Source organism: Oscillatoria sp. HE19RPO (assembly GCF_024220515.1).
GTDB lineage: Bacteria > Cyanobacteriota > Cyanobacteriia > Cyanobacteriales > Laspinemataceae > Laspinema.
Genome location: NZ_JAMXOT010000008.1, coordinates 1 through 12,591, shown reverse-complemented (window position 1 = coordinate 12,591; position 12,591 = coordinate 1). Strand labels below are relative to the sequence as shown.

Here is a 12,591-nt window from a genome sequence, read left to right as displayed (position 1 = left end):
AATTCATAATTTTGTCAATCTTTCTTTGCCAATAATTTTTAACGAGTTGAACCTTCGGCCCGATCCGGATCGAGTTGTTCAGCAATTTGTTTGAGGCGAAGGAGTTGGGCCTGCATATCTTTGCGGGTCCAGGTGGCGGCAAACAAATTAAAGCCCCAGGCAACGGCAGGATTGGGAATTTCAAATTCAAAGCGATTGACGAGTCGAGTCTGGTTGCCGTCGGGTTGACAATCCCAGCGATCGCCACCTTTGAAAAATCCCTGAAACTCCCACACAATCAGTCCAGGTTCCCGTTGAGCGATCGCACAGTTTAAGCTGGGTTGCAACAGGGGAATATTCAGAATAAACCGACTGCGACTCCCCACAGCGGTATCCCATTCACCAATCGGTTCGCAACGCAAGGCGGGATTCAACCACTGGTGCATTAAAGCGCGATCGGTAATACAGTAATCAACCACCGTAGGGCTGGCCTGAATTTGAATAGACTGTTCAAAGACTTGAGATGACATGAGAAATTAGACCTAATAGATGACAAGTTTTGATAGAAACTCCCCTTCAGAAAAGAAATACCAATGAGTTAGGAGAGTCTGAAAGGGGCGTGAATCAGCCGAAAAGACAGCCAATCCTGACCTCGGATGGCCTGAGAATTGTTACAAATCACTACAGTTCTAATATTTTGTGACAAATTGTCCCTAATCTAAATTCTAGTTACGAACAATTGAAGCATAGAGCGTTTGCTCCGCCTCCATTGAGAATTGGGAAAAACGCAAAAGATGACATAGACTACAGCAACAGATGCATAGCCCTGTAGGATAGGGGCAAATGCACTGACTCGCATTTAAGTTGTTGCCTGTCTCAATTGGAGAGGAGAACATCATCAACTCCTTGGAGTGCGAGCATCTTGCTCGCTCTCGATCATCCAGTTTAAGTGCATTTTTCAGCTTACTGGATGATCAACTCTGTTGAACGGTCATATCGGAAGTACACTCAAATCACCTTATGAATGGAATTTTGCACGAAACATCAGCCGTGGTTTGGGGGAATTTAAGCCCCGAAGCCCTGCTGGCTCAGGACCCAGCAGGATTTGCTGCTGGCTTTGGCCTCGGGCAGGTTACGGGATTTCTTCAAGCCCTGTTGGTACAGTTGGGGATGTTCCTGCCCAGTTTATTAGGAGCCCTGGCGATTTTAATCGGTGGCTGGCTCGTTGCCACCATTGTGGCCGGAATTATTAGAAAGGTCCTCCACAGCACAAATCTGGATAACCGGATTGCCAGTGCCGTCATGGGACGAGCACCGGGCCAGGAGATGCCTCCCACGGAAAAGTGGATCTCGAATGCGGTCTACTGGCTGATCATGATTTTTGTCTTGGTCGCCTTTCTCCAGGCCCTAAATCTGGAGGTGGTTTCCCAACCCCTGAATCGGTTCTTAGAACAGATTTTCACGTACCTGCCGAAGATTGGGGGTGCCGCAGTCCTGTTGGGTGTGGCCTGGATCTTGGCAACCCTCGCCAAAATGTTACTAACGCGGGGATTAGCGCAGTTCCGCTTAGATGAACGGCTGGCCGAACAAACGGGAGAGACGACAGACCCACAAACTGCTGGGGAAAGCCGGTTTTTACTCAATGAAACCCTAGGCAATGCTCTCTACTGGTTTATCTTTCTGTTCTTTCTGCCCCTAATTCTGAATGCCTTAGAATTAAATGTCCTGCCGGTCCAGAACTTGGTCAATGACTTTCTGTCGGCAGTGCCTAAGATTCTGATGGCGGTGATTATTGGGGCTGTCGGTTGGTTTATGGCGCGGATTGTACGCGGCATTGTCACGAACCTGCTGGCGGCGACGGGGACCGATCGCCTCGGTGCTCAGTTGGGTCTGTCTCGGACTCAAGATGGAATGTCCCTGTCTCAACTGATTGGGACGATTGTCTATGTCTTGATTCTGATTCCGACAGCGATCGCGGCGTTGAATGCGTTGGAAATCGCAGCGATCTCCGTTCCGGCGATCGCCATGCTGTCACAAATTCTGTTCGCCATTCCCCTGATTTTGACCGCAGGGCTAATTTTGGCGTTGTTTTATGCGATCGCCAAGTTCACCTCGGATCTGGTCATCCGCATTCTTCGCAGCATCGGCTTCAACAATATCTTCTCCTGGCTAGGTCTGCCGACGACCGGCAGTGGCAACCCTCCCCAACCCCCACCGGCAGACTCCCCGGATATGCGATCGGGTCAACAAACCGTTGTCCAACCCTCCTCGTCTTCCACGAGAACTCCGGCTGAAATTGTCGGAATTGTCACCTGGGTGGGCATTATGCTCTTTGGGGCCGTGGCAGCCACAGAAGTTCTGCAATTGCCAGCCCTCACCATCATTATGCAGGGCCTACTGGTGATCGCCGGTCAGGTTCTGATTGGGTTGATCGTCTTTGGCATTGGCCTTTACCTGGCCAATCTGGCCTATCATGTCATCTCCGGTTCCCGAGGGTCCCAATCCCAACTTCTGGCTCAAGCGGCTCGAATTGCGATTATTGCTCTGGCTGGTGCGATGGCACTCCAACAAATGGGGATTGCTCCTCATATTGTCAACTTGGCCTTTGGGTTGCTCTTTGGGGCTGTTGCCGTCGCTATTGCCCTAGCCTTTGGCTTAGGGGGCCGCGATGTGGCTTCCGAACAATTGCGAGAATGGCGCAATGATTTCAAACAACGACAAGAAAAATAACCAGAGGGGTCACCAGTCCCAACTTAAGTCATTCTCTTTAAGTGAGAAAACCTAGGCTTTTTCAGGGTAAAGCCTTGATGAAAAAAGATTACCCCAACTCACTTGAGTTTTTTATCTTTTTTCTTTCTCTCACTTTTACGAGTTTTTCTTGGAGTTCCTCCTTAATCCGACCCATAATGGTGGTTTCATCGAGGGACTCAATAATCCGGGTGACCACGGCTTTTGGCCCATCCGGTCCCCAGGACGCCCCATTAGCCAAGTAGGTTTTGGTCACCTGACCAATGGCGTAGGAAGAAAACCCGGCGACACCGGCTTGGGTAATGGCAACGGAAAGATAGGGTACTAACGAGGCCCCCCCCGTAGCCGGTGCCGCCAATCCTAATAACCCTTTCAGGGATGATAACCCCAGATTTGCCAGGAGTTCGCTGGCACTAATTCCGCCCATACTCAGGGCTATTTTTTTGAGCAGATTGATGGCCCCGGCTTGGGTCATGGGAATGCCATAGAGCTTTGATAAGGTTAAAATCGTGGCAACATCAATCACTGCGCCACTGAGGATATCGACTGCCGTAATCGGATTCAGGGCGATCGCCACCGCTTTGGTCATCACCGCATTCCAAATCAATCGGTTGGCACTCTTGTCCCGAATCTCCATCTTGCGCTCAACCAATTGTTCATTCACATCCCCGGCATAAAGCAGGGTATTCAACGCCACCAGGGATTTTCCCTCCCGGTCTAAAATTTCTAGAATTTTTAATTTTAAATCCTCGACTTGCGGTAAACCCCGCTTCATCTGCACCGCCATTGTGCCATCGCTTCGAGGGGTTGCTTGGGCCACTAAAGGGGCTGCTGCTGCCATGACGATTTCATCAGAAGACAGCAGTTCTTTGACCCGATCATCGCGGATTTTGCGATAGACTGCTTCGCGATCGGCTTCGGGATATTGGTCAATTTTGTTAAAAATCAGCAGCATGGGTTTCCCCGCATCCCGCAACTGGGAAAGGGCTTCATATTCCACCTGGGTCATATCCCCAGCGACGGCAAATAAAATTAAGTCCGCCCGAGAAGCTACCTGCTGGGCCAAAACTTCCCGGGTTTGACCATCGACTTCATCAATTCCCGGGGTGTCAATCAGTTCGATTTGAGACTGTCCAATTCCCGAGAGGGTGAGTTGGGTAATGTTGCCCTCTCCGCCATCTAGGGGCGATCGCTCAACTCGCCAATTCACCCCCTGAGAGGTCCGGGTTACCCCGTGAATCGGCCCGGTTTCAAAGACATTCTGCCCCAATAAGGCATTCAAAATCGACGATTTTCCCCGTCCCACCATGCCAAACACGGCGATTTGCACCACCGTCCGTTCTAGTTTATCCAGCATGGTGCTGAGTCCTTCAATCTCTGGATCCAAGCCCGCTCGTTCTTCCTGGGTCAGGTCCAGATTCGCAACTAACTCTCTTAGGGCATCTTTGGCTTGTTTGTAGTTCAGGTCCGCCTGAATATCTGCAAACGACAAAATTGCCTCATCCAGTTCTCCATCTAAATTGGAGGAACCGGCTGAGGGTAAGGGGGAATCATGGGAGTTGGGGATTTGTTCCTCGTACTCGTGGGAACCTCCGTGAGTCATAAGAGGTGGGCTATCCTTCAGCGATCTACACTACCAATCGTAGTCCAGACTAGCCCGAGACGGGGAGATGAAATTGAGGGGGAATGCCTCAAACTCCAGGATTAAAACTATTTAATCGCGGGGTTTTAGGCAATTTGGCTCATGAAAGATAGGTCAAGCGCCCCAAAATTGGTACTTAAGGCTACATTGACATTTTCTAACATTTTGATGAGCCAGATAATGCTATCATTGTTAGAATTTTCATAGTGGTTAAATAAGATGGATAGCCGTTTTTCTAAATAGGGTTTCACTTTCCGACAAAGCAGAACAATTTTCAGCAGCATCCCCGTTGTCCGGGTAGGTCCAATATTAGAAACCACATCCAGAAAGATAAAGTGAGTGGGCTTTTGAGAGCTTTCCACGACTAAAAAGTTCAGGAGTTGGCTGCAAGTTCTCACCACCAGAAAATCACTGAGTTTCTGGGAATCACTCTGGGGTAAGGTGGCTTTTAAATGCTTACATAATTTGTCGTTAAATTGGCGTTTGCCATATTCCGGGTCAACGGACCCAATCAGGTAGTCGTATAAATCGGCTTTAAATTCTCGGTAGTTCGGAGCTTGACTGGTGTGGGTGATAAAACTCTGCGCTAAGTCCCGGTAAGTGTGGCCCCCTTCTGCTTTCCCGACATAATCTTTCAGGGAATAATACAGTTCGCGATCGCTCAGTAAGGTGGGATTGTTAACCGGCGACAGGTTTCGGACTGCATTCACATTCCCCATCCGCCGGACCTGCGATCGTCGGACTTGATAGGTGACATACTGGGATAAGTTAATTTCAAATTGCCGTTGCCGTTGCGCTTGAATTTTTCGCACGGTTTGCTGATGCTCATAGCTGCTATCTTCACTCAGCAAGCAATGAGAGTACAGGTAGGGATAGCGATCGATAAAGGTCCCCAGGGGCCGATGCTCTTTAGGCGGGCTGATTTCCGAACTATGTTGCACCACCTTCGATAACCGTCTCAGGGTTAGGTACTGATCCGTTGCGGTGAAGTCTTTGACTAATTCTTGCAACTGTCGGCCCGTTCGAGAGCGTCCATAAGGATTATAGCCCCCAGGCCGCTCAAACAGGGCCACCAACTCGGGAATCGCCTCTTGCGTTTGGCTGTGCATTTGCCAGCGATTCACTAAAATGTGGCAACATCTATTTAGAATAAACTTAAAGTCTTGGTCCATGCCCTTATAGGTGAGCATCCGACCTAACGCCCCTGAAATCTCAGCTTCGGGGTAGTCCCTGCCTTCAATAAAGAGGCTTTGAAAGCGCGAGATCAGTTCGGACGGTGGCTCCGCTTTCACCAATTCGAGGAGGTGATCGTATAGTAACTGCTCCTCCTGGCTTGTTTTTCGGTTGTAAGGATCCGTTCGATGATTCACTTGACTTTCCCCCTGCCCAGATGTTTAATTTGATTCAATTTCCCAGAGCGAGCGTTTTCAATAGGACACAATTTCCCCCGGTGGAAGATTGTCAGACCTTAATGGATAATTAATTGTTAATCCGCTTGGATAATGGCTATCAAACCGATTCAGATCAGTCTCGGGCCGCTGGGATTCACATAATGTTACATGAAACTCTTCTAAAAGAGTGGGTGAGCTTTTGCGATTTGGGAACGGGTCTGAGCTTTCCCGGACGCATAGGACCTCTATCTATTAGAATAGCCTAGGCAGATCTCCTCAACCATCCAGTATCGTAAAAAGTTGATAAAGATGCCAGGGGGGATTCACGGAATTTTAATGAAGATTTATCACGATTGACCTTGGAAACACCTTTATGGTATGTCCACGGCTGAGATTGCTCCGATTGAGGCGATCGCTGGTGTTCGTGCCAGCTTTCGGGGATGGTATCATTAATTTTTATTAAATTCAAGTCCTGCCATCATGTCTTGTGTTGTGACCCTTGCTCAACTGCTTTCCCTCTTGAATGCCCAAGCCCTTCACCCCCTATCAGAGGAACTGGGCGCAAAACAGGCTCTCGGTATGATCACGGATACGCGCAGTTTACGGGCTGGTGAGGTCTTTGTGGCCCTAAGAGGGACACAGTTTGATGGGCATCAGTTTATTGGGTCCGCATTTGACAAAGGGGCGATCGCCGCCATTGTCGATCGCAACTATGTGAGTCCCAACCCAGACTGGCCCCTATTGGTAGTCCCGGATACCTTAGCCGCTTATCAGGCGATCGCCCATTGGTGGCGCACCCAGTTTGACATCCCCGTGATTGGCGTCACCGGATCCGTCGGCAAAACCACCACCAAAGAATTAATCTCAGCGGTTTTGAACACCCAGGGACCTGTTCTCAAAACTGAGAAGAATTATAATAACGAAATTGGCGTTCCCAAAACCCTCTTAAATTTGACCGCAGACCATCATTATGCTGTGATTGAAATGGCCATGCGCGGCACCGGAGAAATTGCCCTCCTCGCAGAAATTGCCGCCCCGACCATTGGCGTCATTACTAATGTCGGTACAGCGCATATTGAACGCTTGGGTTCCGAAGAGGCGATCGCCAAAGCCAAATGTGAACTCTTAGAAAAAATGTCCCCAGAAGGAATCGCCGTCCTCAATTACGACAATTCCCGATTAATAGAAACCGCAGCAAAAGTCTGGTCCGGAAAAACCCTCACCTATGGGTTAACCGGGGGAGACTTGCAGGGAACCTTAAAAGCGGGAGATGTCCTAGAAGTCGAAGGCACGACTTTTCCCGTCCCGCTTCCCGGGGAACATAATGCTTTAAACTATTTAGCTGCATTAGCCGTCGCCAAACTCCTCAATGTGAGTTGGGAACCGCTCAAATCCGGTTTAGCCGTGGAATTACCCGATGGCAGGGCCAGACGGTATGAATTAGCCAATGATATTGTCATTTTAGATGAAACCTACAATGCCGGGTTAGAATCCATGACTGCTGCACTCCAAATGCTGGCAAAAACCCCAGGAAAACGGCATATAGCCGTCCTCGGAACCATGAAAGAATTGGGAGAGCGATCGCTAGAATTTCATCAGCGCATCGGCAGCGTTGCCCAATCCTTAAATCTCGATGGATTATTCATCTTTGCCGACCCCGCAGAAGCCGCAGCAATGGCCAAAGGTGCAACAGGGTTACCCCTTGTAGAAATTATCGATATCGAACAACAAAACGCCCATGATTACCTCTGCCAGCGAGTCAAAGACTGGGTAAAAAGTGGCGATCGCATTCTCTTTAAAGCCTCTCATTCCGTCCAACTCGATCGCGTAGTCGAAAAATTTCGAGCCGCGTAAATTCCAGGTAAGTAAAAACCCAGCCAGTCGTTCTTAATTGTTCAACGTCCCGACTTCAGTCGTTCTCTTCTTCATGTTCAACGTCCCGACTTCAGTCGTTTCTTAAGTTCAACGTCCCGACTTCAGTCGTTCTCTTCTTCATGTTCAACGTCCCGACTTCAGTCGTTCTCTTCTTCATGTTCAACGTCCCGACTTCAGTCGTTTCTTAAGTTCAACGTCCCGACTTCAGTCGTTAGCCCCCCGGTCCCATTTTAAAATTCCAACTCCAAAAACCGGGTTTCCATCCCAAAGTGGCTACAAACTGCCACAAATCTTGTCAAGAAACCCGGTTTTTCTTCCCTCTCCTGTACCCACCTCCTATCCCTTCCTTAAAACTATTCAAAACATGGCAATCAGACTAGATCAGATTATAGTCATTGACATTGAAGCAACCTGCTGGGAAAAAGAACCCCCACCCAATCAAGAACGAGAAATCATCGAAATAGGCATCTGTCCCCTGGATATCACCTCTGGGGAACTACTAGAAAAAAAGAGCATCTTAGTCAAACCCAAACAGTCCCAAGTGAGTGAATTCTGCACCCAACTCACCACCTTAACTCAAGCCCAAGTGAACCAAGGAGTATCCTTGGGCCAAGCTTGTTCCATGCTCAGAAATAAATATATTGCCCATCAAAGAATTTGGGCCAGTTATGGCGAATTTGATAAACGGCAATTTCAAGTAGAGTGCGAGAAAAAAGGGATTCGATATCCCTTTAGTAATCGGCACATTAACGTAAAAACCTTGTTTTCAGTTATGTATGCCTTAGAAAAAGAAGTAGGAATGGCCGGGGCATTAGAACAGCTCAATTTGCCCTTAGAGGGAACCCACCACCGAGGTCATGATGATGCCTGGAATATTGCTAAAATTTTGGCTAAATTAATTACTGAGCAACGGAAATGAGCTAATGTTTAATATCATTGACTTACCGGATTGCCGGGATACCTTCCTTGAACCCCTGCGTGAATTACTCCTGAAAGGGTTTCGTGAAAACTGGCCGGAAGCATGGCCCACAATCGAGGCGGCAAGACAGGAGGTTTTAGATTCCTGGGCAGAGGATAGAATTAACCGAATTGCTATCAATGAGGCAGGTGAAGTATTAGGATGGGTTGGCGGAATTTCCCAATATAACGGCCATGTTTGGGAGGTTCATCCCCTTGTGGTGGCGGCGGATTATCGCCGCCAAGGGATTGGCAGAGCTCTCGTGAAGGATTTAGAAGAACAAGTCAGACAACGAGGTGCATTAACCCTCTGGTTGGGAAGTGATGATGAAATGAATATGACCAGTCTTTCCGGGGTAAATCTTTACTCCAATTTGTGGGAAAAAATTCGGGATATTCAAAATTTGCGAGGCCATCCCTATGAATTTTATCAAAAGTGTGGGTTTGAAATCGTCGGCGTCATGCCCGATGCCAATGGGATAGGGAAACCGGATATTTATATGGCAAAATCCGTGGGTTGATAAAGCATCCCCCCCAGGCATCTTCTGGTGCGAACCGGAAAACCCATAGCTCTTGTTGTAGCATCATCCTAGAACGTCGGTACAATCCAGGTGAGAAACCGGGTTTCTGGCCCAAAATCATGGGAATGAACAGGAAGTTCGGAAAGAAACCCGGTTTCTTGTCCCCGGAATCTAATCCGATACCGACGCCCAAACACACCTTAATTTGATGTCGAGGGATAAATGAAAGGTCATCAATTCGCCAAAACCGCAGCGATTCTCCCTTGGAAACGCTACGCGATCGCCTCCCTGCTATGCGCCCTATCTTTAGCTTGTACTGGAACTGTGAATCGGCAAAGCACTCTTACAACTGCCAACGCCAGTGATACCGAACCGAATATTTCCTATGGGGAGTTAGTTTTTCCCCAACAATCTGACTATTTTATTATTCCGGTTGGATTGGAGGGTGATGGAAAAAGCTCGAAAAGTGTATTTTCTAAGGATATGTATCGAGATTCTGCCTACGATCGCATGAGTCTGATGACGATTTATAATTTAATTTTTCATAATCGGCGCACGGGAGAATCGCATTTACTCCTCAGCGAAAATACCTTAATTTCTTCATTTCACCTGATTAATGAGGAAAATGAAGCCGGGGAACCGATTAAAAATCAGTTTATGTTTTTAGAGGTGATTCCTGAAGATACGAATCAAGATGGAAATCGCGATCGCCAGGATGCAGTAATTGGCTATATTGCTGATGCTTCCGGGAAAAATCTCAAACAGGTGACGCCGGATAATACTCAACTGGTGTTCTGGCAAATTGATAAACCGTTAGGAGTTCTGTTACTCAAGGTGGTTCAAGATTCTAATAATGACCGCAAGTTTACGGGAGAAGATGATATCAGTTTTATCAAAGTTCCCCTGAATAAGCTAGGGATTGGACCGGATATTATTACGCCGGAAATGCGCCAGCAAATTAATCAGCGGGTTAAGTTATAGCAAGGCTATTTCATTCTCCTCTTGAACAGTTGCCCCAGACACAACGGGTAGATATGGGATTGACACAGGCCAAAGTCATAGAGGGGTTGATAGAAGAAGTTACAGATCTCAAAACATCTGTAGAGAGGACCGTCAAACTTCCTTAAAGCCTCCCCCCCTCTACAGATATTTTGAAGAAATCGGAAAACCCCAAAAAACAAGCTAACGCCGAAACGAATGCTCCCACTAATGAGTTGTCTTTGATTCCGAAGTCTGAGTAAACCCCCCCTTTTGTCAATCCTCCCTAGGGTGTTCCAACAAATAAATCATCCAAATCCCGATGGTTAAGCACCTAACAAGACTGTATTATACCAAATCCGGAGTTTAAAAGTCGTTTTACTCTTGATCCCGCGCAGGAGAGGCTCTGTCCTTGGAGACAGACCCTTTCCTTACGGAATGCTACGCGAACAGGGTGTGAGGTTTGTGGGTATTTTATTTTTTGGAGTTCCCTAAGTAGCTTTGCAAATAGTTGAGAGTGAGCCGTTTAGTTTCTGTCACTAGGCGCTGTCGAAATGTTTTCTCCTGGTTGAGGGAGAGCCATAGTAGTGTGCCGATCGCTTTGACTAGGACAAAGGCGATCGCCTCACAATCCGCTCGTTCTAATTTTGCATCCCGTTTGGCTAGGGAAGAGGCTAAATCCTGAATTAACTCAGCATCGGTTGCCTCATCGATTTCTTCCAATTCGCCGATTGTTCCCTGCACTTCCATAAAAATGGCATGGTAGCTGGGGTGCTCGGTAAAGAAGCGATCGGTGGTATCAATTAACTGATCCACGTAATCCGATAAGGAGAGGGTCGTGGGCTCAGTCTGATCAATGACAGTCAACTGTTGATGCAACATTTCTGCATAACGCAGGGCCAAGGCTTTTAGAATGGCGGTTTTATCTGGGAAAAACTGGTAGAGTGACCCGATCGAAACCTGGGCTTGAGCGGCGATCGCATTGGTTGTCGTAGCGGTGTAACCCTGGCTGGCAAACAATTCTTCTGCTACATCCAGAATGCGATTGACCCGCACCTGGCTGCGGGCTTGTCGCGGCTTGCGGCGCATTCCACCGGCAGTTAGTGGGCGTTCAGACATGAGCATTCTCCTTGGCTTTGAACAATAAATGAGTACCCCTCATATTTTACTTGACAAAACATGAGGGGTACTCATATTATAGAAATATGAGTCTTGCTCATATCTTAACTCGGTGGGCTGCCAGAGAATCCCGTTATGTCTTGAGAATCTAAGGGGTGTACGGGTCCACAATTGATCACCACTTACTTTTTTGGAGTGATGTCTTATGCAACCGTTCAATTTAGCTACAACCAACGCATCTGTGAACATTCATGGGCAGAAACAGACGCAAAATCCAATCCTCCGGGGGGTTAAATCCGTGGGTTCCAAGCTGCTGATCGTTAAGTCATTTATCTCAATGCTGTTTGGAGACTATAGCCTGGATACAGTCGGGGAACTGACTTATGGATTGTTAGAAACCCCTGCCTACGATTTAGTCGCGCAGTATCTCAATCAAGATCCAGCTTGCGCTACCCTGATTCGCGATCGTTACATTCCGCCCGCCCACGACATAGATACCTTACTCACCTTGCCCCACAATTCCCTGGGATACATCTATGCAGCCCATATAAAGAAAACGGGATTCGACCCCAACCTCCATGCTGGAATGACCGCCAAATCCGATGCTGAATATGTTGAACTCCGGCTGAGTCAAACCCATGATCTCTGGCACGTTGTGACCGGATTTGATACCGATGAAATCGGCGAACTGGGTTTACAAGCATTCCATTTACCGCAGTTTCCCTATCCCCTGGCAACCCTGTTGGTCGCGAATAGTTTGATATCTACTACATTAAAAGCACCGGAAATGTTGCCCCAGTTGCTTGCAGCGATCGGCCAGGGATTTCAAATGGGTAAAACGGTTAAGCCCCTCTTTGCCCAGAAGTGGGAAGAGGGTTGGGAAAAGCCTTTGAGGCAATGGCAGGCAGAGTTAAATCTTCAACCTCTTGCTCACGCTACTACGAACAATTGAAGAGAACGACTGAAGTTGTTACTATGAACAATTGAAGAGAACGACTGAAGTTGTTACTATGAACCATTGAGGGTGTTCCAACAAATAAATCATCCAAATCCCGATGGTTAAGCACCTAACAAGACTGTATTAGCCCGCGCAGGCACCGCTTTGTCCGTGTAGCCCCAGGCTTTCTAAGCGGAACGCTACGCGAACAGCCTGCGGGTTTTTTGGGGATTTTATTTTTTGGAGTTCCCTGAAGAGAACGACTGAAGTTGTTACTATGGGAGCATCTCAATTTTGCCTAAAAGGGGAATTTATACCTCTTGCTCCCCCTTCCCTCGGAGGGAAGGGGGCTGGGGGGTTAGGTCTCTTTGCCTAGCCCTGTCAAGGTGTGTAGATTGTAGGGGCGTATTGCATACGCCCTCTTTTGGGCGTATGCAATACGCC

The 12,591-nt window shown here is 47.9% G+C and carries 10 protein-coding genes; 6 read left to right on the top strand and 4 right to left on the bottom strand.

Annotated elements, in window-relative coordinates; all coding sequences use genetic code 11:
- Nucleotides 1-38 precede the first annotated feature (38 nt).
- Entirely contained in the window at nt 39-509 is a 471-nt protein-coding gene (locus tag NG833_RS00700) for an SRPBCC family protein (RefSeq protein WP_254563411.1), read from the bottom strand.
- Between the two features lie 490 nt (nt 510-999).
- Here NG833_RS00700 and NG833_RS00695 point away from each other — a divergent pair, with 490 nt between their 5' ends.
- Nucleotides 1,000-2,709: a mechanosensitive ion channel gene (locus NG833_RS00695; RefSeq protein ID WP_254563410.1), complete on the top strand. Its 1,710-nt coding sequence runs from the start codon at nt 1,000-1,002 to the stop codon at nt 2,707-2,709.
- An 88-nt stretch (nt 2,710-2,797) separates the two neighbouring features.
- Here the strand turns inward: NG833_RS00695 and NG833_RS00690 are convergent, their stop codons facing one another.
- Nucleotides 2,798-4,330, bottom strand: coding sequence for a GTP-binding protein (locus NG833_RS00690; RefSeq protein WP_254563409.1), 1,533 nt, complete (start codon nt 4,328-4,330; stop codon nt 2,798-2,800).
- A gap of 125 nt (nt 4,331-4,455) precedes the next feature.
- Nucleotides 4,456-5,739 (bottom strand): hypothetical protein, encoded by a 1,284-nt coding sequence (locus NG833_RS00685; protein WP_254563408.1) that lies wholly within the window; start codon nt 5,737-5,739, stop codon nt 4,456-4,458.
- Nucleotides 5,740-6,240: 501 nt separating this feature from the next.
- Here NG833_RS00685 and murF point away from each other — a divergent pair.
- The 4 genes from murF (at nt 6,241) to NG833_RS00665 (ending at nt 10,094) form a co-directional block, all read left to right on the top strand.
- Nucleotides 6,241-7,614 (top strand): UDP-N-acetylmuramoyl-tripeptide--D-alanyl-D-alanine ligase, encoded by a 1,374-nt coding sequence (gene murF / locus NG833_RS00680; RefSeq protein ID WP_254563407.1) that lies wholly within the window; start codon nt 6,241-6,243, stop codon nt 7,612-7,614.
- 385 nt (nt 7,615-7,999) lie between these two features.
- Nucleotides 8,000-8,554 (top strand): 3'-5' exonuclease, encoded by a 555-nt coding sequence (locus NG833_RS00675; protein WP_254563406.1) that lies wholly within the window; start codon nt 8,000-8,002, stop codon nt 8,552-8,554.
- Nucleotides 8,555-8,558: 4 nt separating this feature from the next.
- A complete protein-coding gene (locus tag NG833_RS00670) occupies nt 8,559-9,113 on the top strand; it encodes an N-acetyltransferase (RefSeq protein ID WP_254563405.1) in 555 nt (184 codons plus the stop codon).
- 222 nt (nt 9,114-9,335) lie between these two features.
- Nucleotides 9,336-10,094, top strand: coding sequence for a hypothetical protein (locus NG833_RS00665; protein ID WP_254563404.1), 759 nt, complete (start codon nt 9,336-9,338; stop codon nt 10,092-10,094).
- Between the two features lie 471 nt (nt 10,095-10,565).
- Here the strand turns inward: NG833_RS00665 and NG833_RS00660 are convergent, their stop codons facing one another.
- Nucleotides 10,566-11,210: a TetR/AcrR family transcriptional regulator gene (locus NG833_RS00660; RefSeq protein ID WP_254563403.1), complete on the bottom strand. Its 645-nt coding sequence runs from the start codon at nt 11,208-11,210 to the stop codon at nt 10,566-10,568.
- Nucleotides 11,211-11,415: 205 nt separating this feature from the next.
- Between NG833_RS00660 and NG833_RS00655 the strand changes: the two genes are divergently transcribed.
- Entirely contained in the window at nt 11,416-12,162 is a 747-nt protein-coding gene (locus NG833_RS00655; protein ID WP_254563402.1) for a Coq4 family protein, read from the top strand.
- Nucleotides 12,163-12,591: the final 429 nt, after the last annotated feature.